General features: G+C 66.0%; 12 protein-coding genes and 1 pseudogene. 5 read left to right on the top strand and 8 right to left on the bottom strand.

The genetic code is table 11. The features are described from left to right. Positions 1-101 precede the first annotated feature (101 nt). The 5 genes from glgX to OKW37_RS22545 form a co-directional block, all read right to left on the bottom strand. On the bottom strand, positions 102-2315 hold the full coding sequence (gene glgX / locus OKW37_RS22565) for a glycogen debranching protein GlgX (RefSeq protein ID WP_184057525.1): 2214 nt from the start codon (positions 2313-2315) through the stop codon (positions 102-104). Between the two features lie 115 nt (positions 2316-2430). Then, positions 2431-4641: a 1,4-alpha-glucan branching protein GlgB gene (gene glgB, locus OKW37_RS22560; protein ID WP_429352655.1), complete on the bottom strand. Its 2211-nt coding sequence runs from the start codon at positions 4639-4641 to the stop codon at positions 2431-2433. After that, complete coding sequence (gene treS, locus OKW37_RS22555) at positions 4634-8101, bottom strand: maltose alpha-D-glucosyltransferase (RefSeq protein WP_429509951.1); 3468 nt, start codon at positions 8099-8101, stop codon at positions 4634-4636. The genes glgB and treS overlap by 8 nt, the downstream gene beginning before the upstream one ends. Next, a complete protein-coding gene (locus OKW37_RS22550; protein ID WP_429509949.1) occupies positions 8098-11550 on the bottom strand; it encodes a maltotransferase domain-containing protein in 3453 nt (1150 codons plus the stop codon). Before OKW37_RS22550 ends, treS begins: the two co-directional genes overlap by 4 nt. A gap of 529 nt (positions 11551-12079) precedes the next feature. Then, positions 12080-12742, bottom strand: coding sequence for a DUF1345 domain-containing protein (locus tag OKW37_RS22545; protein WP_184057517.1), 663 nt, complete (start codon positions 12740-12742; stop codon positions 12080-12082). A gap of 336 nt (positions 12743-13078) precedes the next feature. Here OKW37_RS22545 and OKW37_RS22540 point away from each other — a divergent pair, with 336 nt between their 5' ends. From OKW37_RS22540 to OKW37_RS22525, 4 genes are all read left to right on the top strand, one after another. Then, on the top strand, positions 13079-13705 hold the full coding sequence (locus tag OKW37_RS22540) for a sugar dehydrogenase complex small subunit (protein ID WP_429403828.1): 627 nt from the start codon (positions 13079-13081) through the stop codon (positions 13703-13705). A gap of 109 nt (positions 13706-13814) precedes the next feature. Beyond that, entirely contained in the window at positions 13815-15416 is a 1602-nt protein-coding gene (locus OKW37_RS22535) for a GMC family oxidoreductase (protein ID WP_429404390.1), read from the top strand. A 20-nt stretch (positions 15417-15436) separates the two neighbouring features. Next, positions 15437-16867: a cytochrome c gene (locus tag OKW37_RS22530; protein ID WP_429403827.1), complete on the top strand. Its 1431-nt coding sequence runs from the start codon at positions 15437-15439 to the stop codon at positions 16865-16867. A 188-nt stretch (positions 16868-17055) separates the two neighbouring features. Beyond that, positions 17056-17793: a metallophosphoesterase gene (locus tag OKW37_RS22525; RefSeq protein WP_409259238.1), complete on the top strand. Its 738-nt coding sequence runs from the start codon at positions 17056-17058 to the stop codon at positions 17791-17793. A 37-nt stretch (positions 17794-17830) separates the two neighbouring features. Here the strand turns inward: OKW37_RS22525 and OKW37_RS22520 are convergent, their stop codons facing one another. Then, positions 17831-18532, bottom strand: coding sequence for an RES family NAD+ phosphorylase (locus OKW37_RS22520; protein WP_090808353.1), 702 nt, complete (start codon positions 18530-18532; stop codon positions 17831-17833). Beyond that, positions 18529-18891: an MbcA/ParS/Xre antitoxin family protein gene (locus tag OKW37_RS22515; RefSeq protein ID WP_018424156.1), complete on the bottom strand. Its 363-nt coding sequence runs from the start codon at positions 18889-18891 to the stop codon at positions 18529-18531. Before OKW37_RS22515 ends, OKW37_RS22520 begins: the two co-directional genes overlap by 4 nt. Positions 18892-19078: 187 nt before the next feature. On the opposite strand from OKW37_RS22515, the gene OKW37_RS22510 reads away from it, so the two are divergent. Beyond that, complete coding sequence (locus OKW37_RS22510) at positions 19079-19753, top strand: hypothetical protein (RefSeq protein WP_184057505.1); 675 nt, start codon at positions 19079-19081, stop codon at positions 19751-19753. A 44-nt stretch (positions 19754-19797) separates the two neighbouring features. On the opposite strand, the pseudogene OKW37_RS22505 reads toward OKW37_RS22510, so the two are convergent. Beyond that, a pseudogene (locus OKW37_RS22505) lies at positions 19798-20657 on the bottom strand (LysR family transcriptional regulator). Positions 20658-20673 lie beyond the last annotated feature (16 nt).

Here is a 20673-nt window from a genome sequence, read left to right as displayed (position 1 = left end):
AATGCGACGCAACGCAAGCAGGCATTGCGTCGCAACATTCTTGCCACCCCGGCTGCGGCGCGATTTGTCCATGCTCGAACCAGGTCGCCGCAGTGCATCGTTCATTGCGAACCAACATCGTTTGCGGTCTGCGCGCCCGGATCGGGCGGCAGCGCGGTCAACAGCCGCGGCCCGTGCTGCGCGCCAGCCACCCAGCCGGCTTGCCAATCCGCTTCACCGGTCGGTTGCGCGGCGAGTATCACGAGGCCGTGCGCGGCGACCTCGAGTTCGGCCGTCGCGAGCCGCTGCGGCGCGCGTTCCGGATCGGCCGTGTCTAACAGCACATGCCATTCCAGGTGCGGCGCGGGAGGCGCGAACTGCAGCGGTTCCTCGTGAGCGTTGAGCATCAGTAACAATACTTCGGTTTCGCCATTCAGGCCCGGACCCGCGCGACGCAACGTGAACGCGCGTCCCTCCGGGTCCTGCCACGCTTCGATCGTCAGCGGATCGCCGTGTTCGTCGAACCAGCCGACGTCGAACAGGCCGGGCAGCACTTCGCGGTCGCCGAACAGAAAGCGCGTTTCACGTAGCAGCGGATGGCGCTTGCGCAACCCGATCACGCGCGCGACGAACTCGGTCATGCGCTGACCTTCCGGCGAATCCGCGAGGTCCCAGTCGATCCAGGATAGGTCGTTATCCTGACAGTACGCATTGTTGTTGCCGCGCTGCGTGCGCAGCGCTTCGTCGCCGGCCAGCAGCATCGGCGTGCCGAGCGTGATCATCAGTGTCGCGATCAGCGAGCGCGACACGCGACGGCGGGTCGCGAGGATCGCGGGGTCGTCGGTCGCGCCTTCGAGACCCCAATTGCGGCTGCAATTCTCGTTGTGGCCGTCGTTGTTGTCTTCCAGGTTGGCTTCGTTGTGCTTCTGCTCGTACGCGGTGACATCGGCCAAGGTGAAGCCGTCATGCGACGTGACGAAGTTGATCGACGCCCACGGCTTGCGATGCCGCCGGTTGAACAGATCGGCCGACCCGGTCAGGCGCGCGGCGAGGTCGGGCCGCAGGCCGGCATCGCCACGCCAGAAACGTCGCACCGTGTCACGGAAACGGTCGTTCCATTCGCTGAATCCCGGCGGATGATTGCCGAGCTGATAGCCGCCAGGGCCGAGATCCCATGGCTCGGAAATCAGCTTGCGTTGCGATAGCACCGGGTCCTGGCGCAACGCGTCGAACAGGCCCGAGCCCGGATCGAAGCCGTGGCTTTCGCGCCCGAGCGTCACGCCGAGATCGAAACGGAAGCCGTCGATATTGAACGCGGTCGACCAGTAGCGCAGTGAATCCATCACCATCTGCAGCACGCGCGGATGCGGCAGATTGACCGTGTTGCCGCAGCCCGTGTCGTTGATATGGTGACGCTCGTCGCCGGGAATCAGCCGGTAATAGCTGGCATTGTCGAGGCCGCGCCATGAAATGGTCGGGCCCATCTCATTGCTTTCGCAAGTGTGGTTGTAGACCACGTCGAGAATCACCTCGATGCCGGCCGCGTGCAGCTGGCGCACGGCGATGCGCATTTCGTCGAGCCGGTGCGTGCTCAGATAGGTCGGCTCCGGCGCGAAGAACGCTGCCGTGTTGTAGCCCCAGTAATTGCGCAGGCCGCGCTCCACGAGGAAGCGGTCGTTCAGAAACGCGTGCACGGGCAGCAGCTCGACCGCGGTCACGCCGAGCTTCAGCAAATGCTCGATGAACTCCGGCGACGCGAGCGCCGCGAACGTGCCGCGTTCATGCTGGCGCAGATCGGAGCGCAGCATCGACGCGCCGCGCAAGTGCGTTTCGTAGATCACGGTCTCGCCCCACGGCACGTCGGGCCGCCTGTCGTGCGACGAGTCGAACGCCTCGTCGATCACGACGCACTTGGGCATCGCGGGCGCGGAATCGCGCCGGTCGATCGAAAGGTCCGCGCGATTCGAATGCACGCGATAGCCGAACAGCGCGTCGGACCAGCGAAACTGCCCGACGAGCTTGCGCGCATACGGGTCGAGCAGCAGCTTGTGCGGATTGAAACGATGCCCGAAATGCGGCTGATACGGCCCATGCGCGCGAAAGCCGTACGCGGTGCCCGGATGCGCGTTCGGCAGATAGCCGTGCCAGATCTCGTCGGTGCATTCGGGCATGGTGAAGCGGCGAATCTCCTTGCGGCCGGTTGAGTCGAACAGGCATAGCTCGATTTTCTGCGCATTGGCCGAGAACACCGCGAAGTTGACACCCAGCCCATCCCAGTTCGCGCCGAGCGGATACGGCGAGCCGGGCAGCAACCGCTCGGGCAACGCATGCGACATGATTTCCCTTTCCTGTTCTGATTGTCGAGCTGGAGCTCGGGTCTGACTGGGTCTTCATGCAACGGGCGCGCGGCGGCTGCCTGTGCGCCGCGCGCCCGCGTTACGGCACGTTTTCTCAGTCCGCGCGCAATACGATCGTCGCGAGCGGGGGCAAGATCAGCGCGGCGGAATGTGGCCTGCCGTGGCTCGATACATGGTCGGAATGAATCAGCCCGCCGTTGCCCATGTTCGAGCCGCCATACACGCCTGCATCGGTATTCAGCACTTCCACCCAGCGTCCGCCGCGCGGCATGCCGAGCCGATAGCCGAGCCGCGGCACCGGCGTCATGTTGCACACCACGACGAACTCCTGGCCCGCGCCGTCGGTGCGCCGATAGGCGAACACGCTGTTGCCGCTGTCGTCGCCGATCAACCATTCGAAGCCGCCCGGTTCGCTGTCGAGCAGATGCAGCGCGGGCTCGTTGCGATACAGATGGTTCAGGTCGCGCACCAGTAATTGCACGCCGTGGTGGTTCGAATCGTCGAGAAGATGCCAATGCGGCGAGCCGTCATGGTCGAACTCCGCCATCTGGCCGAATTCGCCGCCCATGAACAGCAGCTTCTTGCCTGGGTGCGTCCACATGAAACCGAAGTACGCGCGCAGATTAGCGAAACGCTGCCAGCGGTCGCCGGGCATCTTGCCGAGCAGCGAGCCCTTGCCGTGCACCACCTCGTCGTGCGAAAGCGGCAGCACGAAGTGCTCGGAATATGCGTACACCATGCCGAACGTCATGTTGTGGTGGTGATACTGGCGATACATCGGGTCTTCGTGCATGTAGTGCAGGGTGTCGTGCATCCAGCCCATGTTCCACTTGAAGTCGAAGCCGAGGCCGCCGTCCGCGAGGCGCGCGGTCACGCCCGGCCATGCGGTCGATTCCTCGGCGACCGTGATCGCGCCGGGCGCGCCCGGCACATAGCGGACCTCGTGATTCAAGCGCTTCAGGAACGCGATCGATTCGAGATTCTCGCGGCCGCCATAGATGTTCGGCACCCACTCGCCGGCCGCACGGGAGTAGTCGCGATACAGCATCGACGCGACCGCATCGACGCGCAGGCCGTCGACGTGATAGCGCTTCAACCACGCGAGCCCCGACGCGATCAGGAACGCGCTGACCTCGTTGCGGCCGAGGTTGTAGATCATCGTGTTCCAGTCCTGGTGATAGCCTTCGCGCGGATCGGCATGCTCGTAGAGCGGCGTGCCGTCGAAATCGATCAGGCCATGCGCGTCGTTCGGGAAATGCGCGGGCACCCAGTCGAGAATCACGCCGAGGCCTGCTTCGTGCGCGCGATCGACGAAACGCGCGAACTGCTCGGGCTTGCCGAAGCGCGCGGACGGCGCGAACTGCCCGAGCGGCTGATAGCCCCACGAACCGCCGAACGGATGCTCGGCGATCGGCAGAAATTCGATGTGCGTGAAGCCCATGCTCTTCGCATAGGGGATCAGCCGCTCGGCGAGCTCTTCCCAGACGAGACCACGCTGGCCTTCCTCGGCGACGCGCAGCCACGACTCCGCGTGCACTTCGTAGATCGTGATCGGCGTGCGCGCGGTCTGCTTGTCGGCGCGCGACTGGATCCACTCGTGATCGCTCCATGGAAACTGCTCGATCTCGTCGACGTGTGCGACGATCGATGCGGTGCCCGGCGGCTTTTCCGTCTGCATCGCGCACGGGTCGGCCTTCAGCGGCAGCGGATGGCCGTCGCGCGACAGCAGCTCGTACTTGTAGCGCGTGCCGGCGCCGACGCGCGGCACGAACAGCTCCCACACGCCCGCCTGGTGACGCAGCCGCATCGGATGGCGGCGGCCGTCCCACGCATTGAAGTCGCCGACCACCGACACGCGCCGCGCATTCGGCGCCCACACCGCAAAGCGCACACCCGGCACACCGTCGACGTCGACCGGCCGCGCGCCCAGACATTCGAGCACCGCGTACGGATCGCCGCGCGCGAGACGTTCGAGCGGCTCGTCGCCGAGCACCGGAGCAAACGAATAGGTATCCTCCACTTCCTGCACCACACCATGCCAGTCGATGCGCAAGCGATACGGCATCGCCGACGTGATGCGGCCCGCGAACAGGCCAGGGCGCAGTTGTTCGAGTTCGCCGAGCGTCGCGCCATCAGCGCGCGAAATCACGGTGACGTGCGCGGCGTTCGGCAGCAGCGCGCGCACGATCGGCCCCGCGTCCGTCTGATGCAGCCCGAGCTGCGAAAACGGATCGGGGTGACGCGCTTCGACGAGCGCGTCGATATCGACGGGTTGAAGGCCTGCGGCCGGATCATGCTCACTCATAGTCGCCCTCGGCCGGGTTAGGCGGCGTGGCCGCGCCAGGCGCCTGGGTTGACGGAACGCTGTGCGGCGGCGCACCGGTGTCGCCGAGCAGCCGGCTCACGAGCGCCGCGAGGCCGCGCACCGGCAAGCCGAGCCACGCCGGTCGGTTGGCCGCTTCGTAGCGGATTTCGTAGGCGGCCTTCTCGATCAGGAACAGATCGAGCAGCGCTTCCTCGGATTCGGGCGCGACGAGCGGTGTCGGCGACTGCGCGGCGGCCGCGCGATATTCCGCGAGGAACGCGCTGGTCGCGTGCGCGCGGAAGCGTTCGAACAGCGCGCGCTTGCGATCGGCGGTCTGTTGCGGCGCGCCTTCGGTGGTCGATTGCGCGGCTGCGCTCGCATACGAGAACGAGCGCATCAGACCGGCCACGTCACGCAACGGGCTCGATTTCTGGCGACGCTCGTCGAGCGAACGCGCGGGCTCGCCCTCGAAGTCGATCAGGTACGCGTCGCCGTGCGCGACCAGTACCTGGCCGAGATGGAAGTCGCCATGGATGCGGATGCGCAACGCGCCCGCGTCGCCCGGCACCAGCTTGTCGACGGCCTCGACGAGCGCGGCGCGGCGATCGATCAGACTTTGCGCAAGCCCCTTCGTGTCCGCGTCGCTCATGTCCGCGATGCGCGGCGCGAGCAGATCGAGCGCGGCCGCGAGCATCGTCTGCGCCGCCTCGACCCATGCCTTCACCTGTTTGGCGTTGGCCGGTTCCGGCGCGAACGCGGGGTCGTCGCTCGGCGTGGCGAGCGCGACGTGCAACTCGCCGAGCCGGCGGCCGATGATGCCCGCGAGTTCGCCGTAACCGTCCAGCAGAATCGACTCGTTCGTGCGATCGGGTACTGTCTGCGTTTCGGTGTCGATCGCGATCGCGAGTTCGTCGACCGAGCGGCGCAGATAGTCGAGCGACCAGTTCCACGCATCGCCCTGATTGTCGATAAAGCCCTGCAGGATCGCGAGCGTATGCGGCACGCCCTCGGGATCGACGCGCACCACTTCGCCATACAGCGGCGCGGTGTTCGCATAGCCGAGCTGCGTCAGATAGCGGCTGATTTCCGCTTCCGGATGGATGCCGCTGACGAGCCGCCGCACCAGCTTCAGCACCGCGGCATCGGCGACGATCAGCGAGCTGTTGCTCTGTTCGGCCGCGAGCCAGCGAATCTCGGGCCGCTCGCCGAGAGCGTCGAGTTCGGCGAAGCGCTCGGTCGGCAGGAACTTGATCTCGCTCTTCTGCACGGTCGGCACGACCGCGCGCTCGCGCAGCTTGCGCAGCACGTTGTGCGCGAAGATCGGCAGCGAGAACGCGTCGGTCAGATGGCCGACGGTGCGGCCGCGCCGCACGCGCGCAAGCGCCAATTGCAGGAACAGCGGCGTGGTGGTTTCGCCGCCCCATGTGAGCGCGATCGGTACCACGTAGCGTTCGGTGTGGTTGCCGACGTCCACTTCGATTTCGGTGAACGCGAAGCCGCCGTTCGGGATCGTGGTCAGCGCGGCGAGCCGCACCGCGTGCATCTTCTGATCTTTCGACGCGAACCAGCGGCGCCGGCTCAGCCACGACGGCAGCACCTCGGATTCCAGCAGCCGCACGTTTTCGGGTGTCGGCCCGGATTGCCCTTCGCGGATCACGATCGTGACGAACTCGGGCAGCGGCACGGAATGCGCCTGCGCCCATGTCGGCCGCCCGCCGCCTTCGCACAGCATGAACCACAGGAAGCCGTAGGGCGGGAACGTCAGCAGATAGGTCAGCTGGCCGATCGCGGGGAACACCGAATCGGCGGTCATCTCGATCGGCACGAAGCCGTTGAATTCTGACAGTTCGAGCTCGACCGCCTGCGGCGCACGCGACAGATTCGCGACGCACAGGATCGGCGCCGCGCCGGGCATCTCGCGCAGATACGCGAGAATCTTGCGGTTTTCAGGCTTCAAAAAGCGGATCGTGCCGCGTCCGAAGGTCTGCTTCGCGCGCCGCGTCGCAAGCATGCGGCGGGTCCAGTTCAGCAGCGAATGCGGGTCGCGGCTCTGCGCTTCGACGTTGACCGCGTCGAAGCCGTACAGCGTACCCATCACGGGCGGCAGCACCAGTTGCTCAGGGTCGGCGCGCGAGAAGCCGCCGTTGCGATCCGACGACCACTGCATCGGCGTGCGCACGCCGTCGCGGTCGCCGAGGTGGATGTTGTCGCCCATGCCGAGTTCGTCGCCGTAGTAGATGACCGGCGTGCCGGGCATCGACAGCAGCAGCGAGTTGATCAGCTCGATGCGGCGGCGGTCGCGCTCCATCAGCGGCGCGAGACGGCGGCGAATGCCGAGATTCAAACGTGCGCGGCGATCGCTCGCATAGGTGTTCCACAAATAGTCACGCTCGGAATCAGTGACCATTTCGAGCGTCAGCTCGTCGTGATTGCGCAGGAAGATCGCCCACTGGTTCGATTCGGGGAGTTCCGGTGTCTGCTTCATGATGTCGGTGATCGGGAAGCGGTCTTCGCTCGCGATCGACATGTAGATGCGCGGCATCAGCGGGAAGTGGAACGCCATATGGCATTCGTCTTCGTTGCCGAAATACTCCTTCACGTCCTCGGGCCACTGGTTCGCCTCGGCGAGCAGCATCCGGTTCGGGTACTCGGCGTCGATGGTCGCGCGAATCCGCTTCAGGACCTCGTGCGTCTCAGGCAGGTTCTCGTTGTTGGTGCCTTCACGTTCGACGAGGTATGGCACCGCATCGAGCCGCAGCCCGTCGATGCCCATGTCGAGCCAGAAACGCATCACCTGCAGGACCTCTTTCAACACCGCCGGATTGTCGAAGTTCAGATCGGGCTGGTGCGAGTAGAAGCGGTGCCAGTAGTACGCGCCCGCAACCGGATCGTGCGTCCAGTTCGACGGCTCCGAGTCGATGAAGATGATGCGAGTCTCCGCGTACTTCTGATCGGTATCGGACCACACATAGTAGTTGCGATAGTTCGAGCCGGGCTTCGCGCGCCGCGCGCGCTGGAACCACGGGTGCTGATCCGACGTGTGGTTGATGACGAGCTCGGTGATCACGCGGATGCCGCGCGCGTGCGCTTCCTGGATGAAGCGCCGCACGTCCGCGAGCTGACCGTAGTCGGGATGCACGTTGCGGTAGTCGGCGATGTCGTAGCCGTCGTCGCGGCGTGGCGACGGATAGAACGGCAGCAGCCAGATCGCGTTGACGCCGAGCTCGGCGATGTAGTCGAGCTTGGCCATCAGACCGGGGAAATCGCCGACGCCGTCGTTGTTCCCATCGAAGAACGACTTGATGTGCACCTGATAGATGATCGCGTCCTTGTACCACAGCGGATCGTCGCTGAGGGCCGCGGGTTTGCCGCGGCGGCGCGTGCGTACCTTCGCCGCGGTGCCGACGGCCACGGCCGTTTGCGCCTCGTGCGCGGTTTGGGCTGGATCGTCGCGCTTCATGTTCCACCTTCCATCCAGGTTGGGTTGACAGCGTCTGCGTGAGGAGCGCTGTCGGGATCGTGGTCGCTCTCCTCGGGGCGATCGGCGGGCAGGCCGCCTAGCGGCGCGATGCGCCAGATCGAGAAGGGTTGGCCCGAGCCGAGCCGCACGTGTTGCCAGCGTCCGTGCCATTCGAAGCGTGCGCCGGTCATCTGGTCGATCACTTCGAGCGTGGCGTGATCGTGTAGATGCCAGCGCTGGAACGTGTCCCACGACAACTCGATGTCCGCGCCCTGTTCGTTGAACGGATCGAGATTGATCGCGACGACGATCACGTTGTCGCGCGATTCGGTCGCTTTCTCGAAGCACAGGATGTGGTCGTTGTGCGCGGCGAGGAACGTGAGACCGAGATGCGTTTGCAGCGCCGGATTCGCGCGACGGATGCGGTTCAGTGCGGTGATCTCGCCGACGATATTGCCGGGCCGGTGCCAGTCCCACGCCCGCAACTGATACTTTTCGGAGTCCAGATACTCTTCGCTGTTCGGCAGCGCGGTGGCCTCGCACAGTTCGAAGCCGCTATACACGCCCCACAGGCCGGCCAGTGTCGCGGCCAGCGCCGCGCGGATCAGAAAGCCCGTGCGTCCCTGCGATTGCAGATGGCGCGGGTTGATGTCCGGCGTATTGACGAAGAAGTTCGGCCGATAGAAATCGCGCGCGCCGGTCTGCGTAAGTTCGCCCATGTACTCGGTGAAATCGCGCTTCGACTCGCGCCACGTGAAGTACGTGTACGACTGCGAGAAGCCGATCTTGCCGAGCCGGTTCATCATGCGCGGCCGCGTGAAGGCTTCGGCGAGAAAGATCGTGTCGGGGTGGCGCGCGCGCACGTCGGCGATCATCCATTCCCAGAACGGCAGCGGCTTGGTGTGCGGATTGTCGACGCGGAAGATGCGCACGCCTGCGTCGACCCAGAACAGGATCACGTCGCGCAATGCGAGCCACAGGCCGGGCTTGGCGTCGTGCGCGTAGAAGTCCGGGTTGACGATGTCCTGATACTTCTTCGGCGGATTCTCGGCGTAGCGCAGCGTGCCGTCGGGGCGCCACGCGAACCACGTCGGATGCTCCTTCAGCCATGGGTGATCGGGCGAGCACTGGATCGCGAAGTCGAGCGCGATCTCGAGGCCATGCGCATGCGCGGCGGCGAGCATCGCCTTGAAATCGTCGAGCGTGCCGAGTTGCGGATGCACGGCGGTGTGACCGCCCTCGGCGGCGCCGATCGCATAGGGACTGCCCACATCGCCCGGCTGCGTGGTCAGCGTGTTGTTGCGGCCCTTGCGGTTCGCGAGGCCGATCGGGTGGATCGGCGGGAAGTACAGCACGTCGAAGCCCATGTCGCGGATGCGCGGCAGCTTCGCGCTCACGTCCGCGAACGTGCCGTGGCGCGACTCGTCGTCGCTCATCGAGCGCGGGAAGATCTCGTACCAGCTCGCGAAATAGGCGGCCGTGCGTTCCGCGTCGATCTTGTAGATCACGGGGTCGCGGCTCAGAAACGGGCGATGGCGCGCGGCGGTCATTGCCTTCGCTGTGGCGGGCGCGAGAATCACTGCGAGCTTCTGTTCGGCGTCGGCCTTCTGGAAGTCGCGCACGATGTGTTCGAGCGGCTCCTTGTCGGCGCCTTCGGTCGTCTCGACTTCGGCGAGCACGAGCGCGAACAGATGCGCGGCTTCGTCGAGTTCTATCTCGACGGTCTGGTTCGCCTTCAGCTTCTTCTGGATGTGCTCGACGAGCGACGCGAAGTCGTCGCGCCACGCGATCACGGTGAACTCGTAGCGGCCGATCCGCTCGAGCGGAATGCGCGCGCTCCACAAGTCGAGCCCGGCCGGCGGCGCGGGCGACATCAGTTCTTCGTGCCACGCGGTTTCGTCGGCCGCGCGCCACAGCACGGCAGCCGCGATCTTGTCGTGACCTTCGGCGAAGATCGCCGCGCGAATTTCCGCGCGCTCGCCGACGCTGCGCTTGGCCGCGAAGCGGCCGTTCTCCACCGACGGCGACACGCTCTCGATCGCGACGCGCGGCGCTTCGATCGCGTCGAGCACTGTCTTGCGGCCGCTGCGCTTGCTGTTCGCCTTGTCGATCGGCGGCGCGAGGCAGATCGGCTGCTCCGCGAACGCGCGCAGCAGCCGCACCGCACCGGGCGCGAGCGCAAACGGCACGAGTGCCGCGGGTTCGGTTCGGCCGCGCGCATCGAGCGGCGCGAAGCGCGTAAAGCTGCCCGGCACGCCCGCGAGGAAGCGCGCGGGATCGACACGCACTGGCGCACCGAGTTCGGGATTCACGACGATCAGAACGGCTTCGCCGGCGTCGCGCAGATCGGCTGCGTCGCCGCGCAGCAGAACCGCGGCCGATGCGCCGGGGCCGCTCAATGGGCGCAATTCACCGTTCGCGTGCAGTGTTGGCGTGTTGCGCGCGAAGTCGTTGGCCTGGGTGACGGCGGCGCTCAGATCGAAGCGGCGCGACTGCGCGGCGCGGGCGAACTGCGCGGCGTCGCCGCGCGTTTGCGACATCGGTTCGGCGATGCCGTATTCGAAGCCCATCGGCATCATCCAGCCGCTGCCCAATGCAACCGACGTGAACAGCGCGCGTCGATACGCCCGCTCGACGATCGCCGCATCATGCACGTCGCTCAGCTCGGCGGCGAGGCGCGTACCGTACGGCGCTTCGGGAAAGGCGATCGGCGCACCAACGCGCGCGAGCGCCGCATGCTCCTCGGCCATCCAGCTCGAACGGAAATCCCACCAGCGCACCGACGAAAACGCGCTGTCGAAGCCGGCTGCTTCGAGACCGGGCAGATCGCCGCGCGACAGGCCCGGCGTTGCCGCGAGAAAGCGCACGCGCGGATGCTTCGCGCGCACTTCATCGCCGAGGTGCCGCCATGCGGCAGCCGGCACGCGATGCGGCGAATCGAAACGGAAGCCGCCGACACCCGCCTCGGCGAGCGCGAGCAGTTGCTGGGTCCACCAGACGCTCAGCGAGGCACTCGTCGCGGGGTCGTCGAAATTCGCGTAGGCAACGTTGTCTTCGCGATGCACGTGGCGCGGATCGAGCCGTGCGAGCTCGGACTCACGCGCGTGAAACCAGTCCGAATGCTCGCTGTACAGCACGCCGTCGGCGGCCATGCGGTCGATCACGAGATCGACCAGCAGCGTCAGGTTGTTGCGGCGCGCGGCATCGGCGAGCATGCGCACGGCGTCGTGCACCGAATGCTGCGCCTCGAACACCGGATGCAGCCGAGCGTGATTGCCGACCACCTGGCCATGGCCGGCCTGGCCGGGCTCGAACAGCCCGCCGATCAACGCATGATCGAAGCCGAGCCCGGCCGCATGAGCGAACTGCGCGGGCCAGGCATCGAGGGGCCCGACGAGAAGAGAATGAAAAAAGTAAATCCGCGGCGCGTACCCGTTTGGAGATTCCATCGGTCGTTTCCAGAGTTGTCCTGCTGCGGTGTGGATGCACTTGGCATGCGATCACAGCGCTCATTGGGCTTCCCGAGCCGGATACCGCGCGATGCGTCAGCAGAGGCACGTACTGGTCAATGTAGTGCAAAGATCGTCGCGCCGCTGGCCAGTCGCGGGTGCTTTGACGCCAGACGCCGGTCTCGCGGGACTGGTCGTCACTCGTCGCGGAAAGGAGCAAACCGTGTGCCAACGCGGGCAGCCGGGCACCGCGCTAGCGCGGAAACGGGGAGGTTACGGTGAGATGGCGGGTGCCGAAGGTGCGCGCGCGCACGGAGCGCGCGCAATAATGCGGGCATTGTTACGCACGCCGCGGGTGGCCGGCATGTAAAACGGGGTGGTGTGGGGCCGGTTTTACACGGACGGCCCCGCGTTGCACGGAATGCGGTTCAAGCGGACGCGTGAAGCCTGGGTGCCGCTCGCGTGGCAGCCATGTGGCACGCGCGTGGCATTCGCATGAAATTCATCCGAACGCCGCGCAGTGGCCGTGTCACGAACCCAGCAGCCCCGCCGCGATGTTCACGCACAGGCCGAGCACCGCGACGTTGAAGTAGAACGACAGGACCGATTGGGCGAGCGTCGCGCGGCGAATTTCGCGTGAGCGCAACACGACATCGGAAGTCTGCGACGCGACCGCGATCGTGAACGAGTAGTACAGGAAGTCCCAGTAGTTCGGCAGCAAATGGTGATCGGGAAACTTCAACGCGGTCTCTTGCGCGTCCGTGTCGAAGTAGAGGCGCGCGTAGTGCAGCGTGAAGATCGTCGGAATCAGAAACCATGCGCCGATCAGCGTCAGACCGGTCAGCAGGTAGTGCCAGACGGTCGTTGCGCCGCCCGCGCCCTTGGCCGACGCGAGTTCGAGCACGATCGCGGCGACGCTCGCGATCGTCGCGACGCAGATGACGACCAGCACGACGCCCGCGTTTTCGTCGTCGCGCATCGCGTATTCGCGCACGCGGTGCTCGTCGGCAAGAGCCATATGCGCCCAGATCATCAGCAGGTAGCTCCAGATCGCCGCGTCCCAGCCGATCAGTGTGCGGGCGATCGGACTCGTATGACCGGGCACGAGGAACGCGACGACGATCCCGATCACGAGGCCGATCACCGTGCGGGGCCGATTGCGAAGAAGCTGGGGATAGTAGTTGATGGACATGGACTCGATGAACGACGAAGTGTAGGGCAGTCGGTGTCGCGGATTCTACGCGTGCAACGCGGACCGATTGTCGAATGGTGGGTCACAGGCTATAGTCTTTCGCGGCGGCCTTGCGCGCCGCTTTCACTTGAAAGGCGATTGGTAGATAACGGCAGCAATCGTTGCAATCATGCATGCAACACCGCACATGCGGCGCGCGTGAATCACGCGCACGGATACGAGACCGCTGAAGCGGCGTAAGACCAGGTTTGGGGAAGAGCAAACGAAGCGGCAGGCGAACGGCATCATGCCCTCGCCGCGCTGCTCGTCGAGAACGACTCATCATCTGGAGCCCCCATGGCAGATGTTCCTGAGGATAACGATGCGCATCCCCACGTGACGCATCGGCAAGGAGCGAAGTCTTATCGCAATGCCACACGGTTCACCGGCTTGCCGCCGTCGTTTTCCGCTTCGCGCAGGGCCTGGGTGCTCGGCTCGTGCGCGACGGCCGCGGCGCTCGCGTTCGCCGGCGCGAGCCGTTCGCTGTCGTGGATCGCGCCCGCCTTCGCCGATACGCGGCCAGCCGGGGGCGGACTCGATGCCTTCCTCGCGCTTTCGCAACACCTCACCGGTCGTAGCAGTTTCGATACCGTGCTTGGCCAACGTGTCTACGATGCGCTGTCGCGTGCCGATAACCAGTTCGCGCAGAACGTCGCGGCGCTCAACACGTGGCTGCAAGGCCACGGCGGCGTGCCGTCCGATACGGTCACGCAGGCGCTGCAGACCGACCAGCCCGCGCTCGCGAAAACGGTCGGCGCGATCATGCGCGCGTGGTACCTGGGCCTCGTCGGCGACATGCCGCACGTCCAGGTGATCGCGTATGAAAAGGCGCTGATGTTCGAGCCCGTGCAAGACGTGCTCACGATTCCCTCCTATTGCCGCGACGTGCCGTTCTACTGGACGCAGAAGCCGACGTCCGCGTGAGCCGCGCGAGCCCGCGAGCGGGCCACGCCAGCAGCGCAACCAGCACGCCGGACCCGCAAGCGTCGCACGAACAAAGCCCGCAACAGGCAGGGCATCGAAGAGAGAAATGATGGCAAACACACAATCCGCCGATATCGTCGTGGTCGGCTCCGGCGTCGCCGGCAGTCTGGTTGCGCATCAGCTGGCGCTGGCGGGCGCGTCGGTGATCCTGCTCGAAGCGGGGCCGCGCATTCCGCGCTGGCAGATCGTCGAGAACTTCCGCAACTCGCCGGCGAAGTCCGACTTCGCGACGCCGTATCCGTCGACGCCTTACGCGCCGCATCCCGAGTACGCGCCCGCGAATAACTACCTGATCCAGAAGGGCGATTATCCGTACAACTCACAATACGTGCGGCTGGTCGGCGGCACGACCTGGCACTGGGCGGCCGCCGCGTGGCGGCTGCTGCCGTCGGACTTCCAGTTGCGCAAGCTGTATGGCGTCGGGCGCGACTGGCCGTATCCGTACGAAACGCTCGAGCCGTGGTACGTGGCCGCCGAAGTGCAGCTCGGCGTGTCCGGTCCCGATAGTTCGATCGATCTCGGTTCGCCGCGCTCGAAGCCCTATCCGATGCAGCAGCTGCCACTGTCGTACATGGATCAGCGGTTCAGCGACGTGCTCAACGCGCAGGGCTTCAAGGTCGTGCCCGAACCGGTCGCGCGCAACAGCCGGCCGTTCGATGCGCGGCCCACCTGCTGCGGCAACAACAACTGCATGCCGATCTGCCCGATCGCGGCGATGTACAACGGCGTGATTCACGCGGAGAAGGCCGAGCAGGCCGGCGCGAAACTGATTCCCGAAGCGGTCGTGTATCGCATCGAAGCGGACGACAAAGGGCTTATCACCGCGGTCCACTACAAGGACCCGAACGGCAATGGCACACGCGTCACGGGCAAGCTGTTCGTGCTCGCGGCGAACGGCATCGAAACGCCGAAGCTGATGTTGATGTCGACCTCCGACAAATTCCCGCACGGCGTCGGCAACAGCTCCGATCAGGTGGGCCGCAACCTGATGGACCATCCCGGCACCGGCGTCACGTTTCTCGCCAACGAACCGCTGTGGCCCGGCCGTGGCCCGATGGAGATGACCTCGATAGTCAACTTCCGCGACGGCGCATTCCGCTCCGATTACTCGTCGAAGAAGCTGCATTTGTCGAACGGCGTGCCGACGATGGGGGTCACCGCCGACCTGCTGAAAAAAGGCCTGACCGGCGCCGAGCTCGACCGGCAGATTCGCGACCGCGCGGCGCGCACGCTGAACATCAACAGCTTTCACGAACATCTGCCGGAGCCGCAGAACCGCATCGTGCCGTCGGCAGATCACAAGGACGCGCTCGGGATTCCTCAGCCCGAGATCTACTACTCGATCAACGACTACGTGAAGAAGAGCGCCGCCAATACGCACGAACTGTATGCGCAGATCGCGACGCTATTCGGCGGCACCGAGGTCTCGTTCGACGACAGCTTCGCGCCCAACAATCACATCATGGGCACGACGATCATGGGCAGCGATGCGGCGAGTTCGGTCGTCGACGCGGACTGCCGCACGCACGATCATTCGAACCTGTTCATCGCGAGTAGCGGCGTGATGCCCACCGCCGCGTCGGTGAACTGCACGCTGACGATCGCTGCACTGTCGCTGAAACTGGGCGACAAGCTGAAGCGCGAAATCTGAGCGCCGACCGGAGAGCCACAATGACGAAGAAAACCTGTCGCGCGCAGCCGAACCCTGTGCTGATGCACGTCAACCAGCGCCGCCGCTTCGGCGGCGCGGCGCTCGCGGCCGCGTTTTCGCTGCTTGCGCTGTCGATAGCGTGGCACGAGTCGCACGGCCCGGACGCAGACTCGACCGACGAAATGCCGATCACCCAGGCGCGCGCCGACGACGCGGCGCAGGCTGCGGTCGGCGGCCCGGCCATGCTCGCCGGCAAGGCCGCCAATGGCGAACTCGTGAAGCGCGGCCAATACCTGACCCGTGCTGCCGATTGCGCGGCCTGCCATACGGCGGACAAGTCGCGCCCATTCGCGGGCGGCCTGCCGATCAGCACACCGTTCGGCACGATCGTGACGCCGAACATCACGCCCGATCCCGACACCGGCATCGGCCAATGGAGCGACGCCGATTTCATGCGCGCGATGCACGAAGGCATCGGCAAAGGCGGCGAGCGGCTCTATCCGGCGTTCCCGTACACCGCCTACACACGCGTGACCGAACAGGACGTGCTCGCGATTCGCGCGTATCTGAACACGCTCGCGCCGATTCACTACACGCCGCCCTCGAACAGCCTCAAGTTCCCGTTCAATCAGCGCTGGCTAATGGTGTTCTGGAACCTGTTCAACTTCACCGAGGGGCGCTTCGTGCCGGACCCGAAACAGAGCCCCGAATGGAACCGAGGCGCGTATCTGGTCGAAGGGCTCGCGCATTGCGAGGAATGCCATACACCGCGCAATTTCATGCAGGGGCTGAAGTCGAGCGCGCGTTTCTCCGGTGCGGTGCAGGCCGGCTGGCATGCGTTCAATATCACGCCGGACAAGCTGAGCGGCGTCGGCGACTGGCGCGACGACGAACTCACGTCGTATCTGTCGACCGGCGCGGCGCCGAGCCGCGCAAACGCGGCCGGCCCGATGGGCGAAGTGGTCGCGAACAGCACGCAGTTCCTGACGCCGGTGGATCTGCGCTCGATCGTCGTGTTCTTGCGCTCGGTGCCGGCCGTGAGCGGCGGCGACGCGCGTCCCCGTCATCAATGGGGCAAGCCGGCCAGCGACGTCACCGCCATGCGCGGCACCGCGATCACCGGCGTGAACGGCGCGCAGCTGTTCGTCGCCAATTGCGCGACCTGTCATGGCTGGACCGGGCAGGGCGTGGGCGCGAGCGCGCCGGGCGCGTATCCGTCGCTGATCCACAACTCGACGGTCGGCGCGAACGACGCCAACAATCTCGCGTTGGTCATTCTGCACGGCGTGAATCGCACGACCGCGCACGCGGACGTGCTGATGCCCGGGTTCGGCGGCCATCTCGACGACGAGCAGATCGCGGCGATCACCAACTACGTGACGAAACAGTTCGGCAATCCGCAGGCGACGATCGCGGCCGACCAGGTGGCGAAGCTGCGCACGCTGCAATAGCGCGCGGGACGACGCGGGCGCGCGCCAGAAGTGACTCGCGCAAAGGTGCATTTCCGGTAACGCATACCGCAAATGTGGCGTTTCAGCGTCATTTTTGCGTCGTTCGATGTCTTTCTTGCTCGATGAAGCGCGCGGATACGATAGGCACCCCGCATACGCGTGCGCGTCGGCCGCATTATCATGGTGGGATGAATTCCACCCCCGCCAACTTCGTTCAGCATCACGACGCCAACGAGGCCGGCCGCGATTTCGTGGTCGGCGATCTGCACGGCTGCGTCGACGCTTTGCGCTACCTGCTGCGTCAGATCGCGTTCGATCCGACGTGCGACCGGCTGTTTTCGGTCGGCGATCTGGTCGATCGGGGCGAGCACTCGGAGCAGGCGCTCGCGCTGCTCGAGAAGCCGTGGTTCCATGCGGTGCTCGGCAATCACGAGGACGCGCTGTGCGCGGTCGCCGACGGCCGCTTGCGGCGGCAGTGGTGGTACGGCATCGGCGGCGCGTGGGCGGCCGACGTGCCCGACGAGCGTCTGCGCTATTACGCCGAGCATCTGCGCACGCTGCCGCTCGTGCGCGTGATCGGCAGCGGCAAGGCGCGCTTCAACGTTCTGCACGCCGAATTTTTCGGCTCCGACGCCGAGCTCGACGCGGGCAATTATTCGGCCGAAACGCGCCAGCAATTGCTGTGGGGTCGCGAGCTCGCGCTGGGCAACGGCGATCCGCTGCGGCAGCGTGGGCTGTCGCTGACTTATTGCGGCCATACGCCGGTGCGCGACATCACGCAGATCGGCTCGCAAGTGTTCATCGATACGGGCGCGTTCGGGCCGGACGGCACGTTGACGATCGTGCAGCCGCAGGCGTTGCGTCGTTGGTCGATCTCGGTCGAGGCCGCGCGCGCGGAAGGGGCGGCGGAATTGGCCTTGCCTTGAACGGCTGAAGTCCCCGCGCTGCTTCGCCGCTCTTCTGTCACCCGACCTGATTCAACTCGAACACCATATCGACGCTCCTGCCGTTCCAGTTGTATTCGAGGTATGCCGCGTGATGGCAGTCGCGCAGCAGCATCGTGCGGAACGCCGCGAGGCATTCTCCAGCGCTGTCGCGCACCGACGGATACACGATGCCTGGCGCGCCCGCCGCGCGTACCGCGCGCCCGAGCGCCTGTCCGGGAAGGTAGTCGTCGGGCGACAGCACGGCGGGATCGAACTCGGGGTCGCGACGCAAGTCGACCACGCTGCCTTGTGCGACTACCGTGTAGAGACGCATCTGTTGACGCATCGGCGGCTCGGCGGTCGCCTGGAGAAACTGACCCGTGTGATAGCGTGTTTCGGCGATCGCCGTCGCGCGTGAACGCGCGCAATAGAACACGCCGTAGGTGCCGTCGGAAAAGCGGCTGCCGAGCGGATTCAGATGCGTGAGCGCGGCCATGATCGGCCCGTAGCCGGGCCCGAAACGGCGCTCCTCGCGCGGCACCAGATCGAGTTCGCCGATTTCGGTGCGCAGACGGTCGTTGGTCATCGCTTCGAGCGCGTACAGCGCGTCGAAATCCTCCGGCGATGCGACCCGATCGAACAGGTTGATGGCCGGAAAGCGCGTCGGAATCACGCGATACGCGGGCGACCAATCGAGCGCTGCGCTGGTCCAGCGGTCCTGCCATTGCGGTTGCGTCACGCCCAGCCGCCTCGCATTGCGTCGAGATACTGGCGCACGGCCACGAGATCGCTGATGTTGCCCGCCAGCATGCGGTCCAGCGCGCGTTTGCCGCCGAACGGCGGCGCGCTGTTGGGGCGTTTGACCCAGGTGTCGGCGGCGCTCGGCTGCGGCAGCAGAATCTGCAGCGCCTTGTAGATGCCGAGCAGCAGCGACAGTCGCTCCAGCGTGTCGTGGCTGAGGCGCGCGGTCTCGGGCGTCGCCCTCCACTTGAAGAACGTCGAGCGGCCCGGCTTGCCGAGCAGCACGATCTGCTCGTCGGCGCTCAGGTCCCAGTCGCGCGCGATGTTGAAGAACGCACGCAGACCGGCCGCGGACATCTGCGTCAGCGTGGGTTCCGAAAGCGATTGTCGCGGCGATGCCTCGGGCGAGGAAATTCGGGCAGCGTGAGTCATTGCGGGTAGGTCCCTATGTGTACTTTTTAATGATATTAGTCCAAAAGTGGATTTTTGCAAGAGAATATAATCCCGGCTCGTTTTGACAGTCGTCGATCAGGAGAAGCAGCAGATGCGGGTTCGAGCAGTAGCAGCGGCGCTGGCCGTGTGGTGTGTGTCGGAGGTGGCGTTGGCTGCCGGTTATGCGGAAGTGTGGAATCCACCGGAGGCGAGCGGGCATATCGCGAGCGGACACGTTACCCGGCAGGCGCACGCGCGGAAAAAACCCGAGGCGGTGAAAGTGAAGGCGGGCGCCAAGGGCGGAATCAAGACCAAAACTGGTGCGCATGCGCGGCAGACGGCGAGCGCCCGGCACGCGGCAACCCATGTCGCGTCGGCCGGCGCGGCCCACGGCGGCAAACTCGCGGCGCATGGGAACGGCGAGAAACATCTCGTGGCCGGCGGGAACGTGAAAGGCGGTACGAAAGTCGCGGCGTCGGGGCCGAACCGGTCGCACCCGACCGTGACCGCGCAGACCACGAAGCACGCGCAGCCACATGTGCAACTGGCGCACGCGAAGCCGGCTCGGGGCAAGGTCGTGCACGCCGATTTCGCGGCGGCTCACACCGCGCGTCCGCATGTGGACAAGGTCGCGGCGAAGCCCGCGATTTCCCGTGCGAATCTGATCAAACCGCCCGTGCGGACTTCGTCGGACGCGTCCGCAAACGTTAGCGACATCGCGCCGATGGGCTCCGTGCCCAATCCGGCGACCGCCAGCAGCGGTTCGCTGCCGCCGATCATCCACTAAGGCTGCTTCGAGCGGCGCGGCGCGGTGTGGCATCGGTCGTGGCGTCACGCCGTGGCGAGGCCGTTCGCAAGCAGCCGCAGCGTTTCCGCCGAGCGGGCCTCTCTCTCTCGCGCACGCGCGAATGCAGCGTCACACGCGATTCCGGCAGCGCCGGCAGGCTGAGCCGCGCGCCGACGTCGATCAGACCGCGCGGCGCAACCCGACGCGCGAGCGGCGACACGGCGAGCCCAGCGGCCACAGCCGCGCCCACTGCCGCGACGCCACCACCCACAAACACCTCCTGCCAGGCGATCCCCGCCGCCGTCAGCGTGCGCAACGCGACCTCACGCACGTTGCACGGCGGGCTCAATAGCGCGAGCGCTAGCGGCTCACCGACTCGCGGCAGCCATGTCGGCGTCGCGAGCCAACCGAGCGGTTCGCTGAACAGCGTCTGCGCGTCTTCGCGCGGCGGTTCGTCGGCGCCGTAGCGGACGATCGCCGCATCGAGCCGGCGTTCGTCGAACTGCGAGAGCAACGCCGCCGACGTGCCCATATGCAACTCGACCAAGAGGCCCGGATCGTGCGCGTTGAGCCGTCCGAGCAGGTGCGGCAGATCGGAGCCCGCGACGTGCTCGCTGAGCCCGAGCACGAGCCGCCGCCGCTCCACCGACAGCGCGCCGAGCGCGCGCTCGTGCGCGTTCAGCAACTCGCGCGCGGCGCCGAGAAACGCGTGGCCGTCGGCGGACAGACGCACGATGCGCGGCGTGCGCTCCAGCAACTGCTTGCCCAGGTGCGCCTCCAGTCGCTTCAGCTTCAGGCTGACGGCCGATTGCGTGGTGTCGAGCGCGTCCGCGGCGCGCGTGAAGCTGCGCAGATCGGCGACCAGCACGAAGGCGCGCACCGCATCGAGATCGAGGACTTTCATTTCGGATGGAAATTGA

This window comes from Paraburkholderia sp. MM5482-R2 (assembly GCF_050436125.1).
Taxonomy (GTDB): Bacteria; Pseudomonadota; Gammaproteobacteria; order Burkholderiales; family Burkholderiaceae; genus Paraburkholderia; species Paraburkholderia tuberum.
This window is presented reverse-complemented; position numbering and strand designations above follow the sequence as displayed.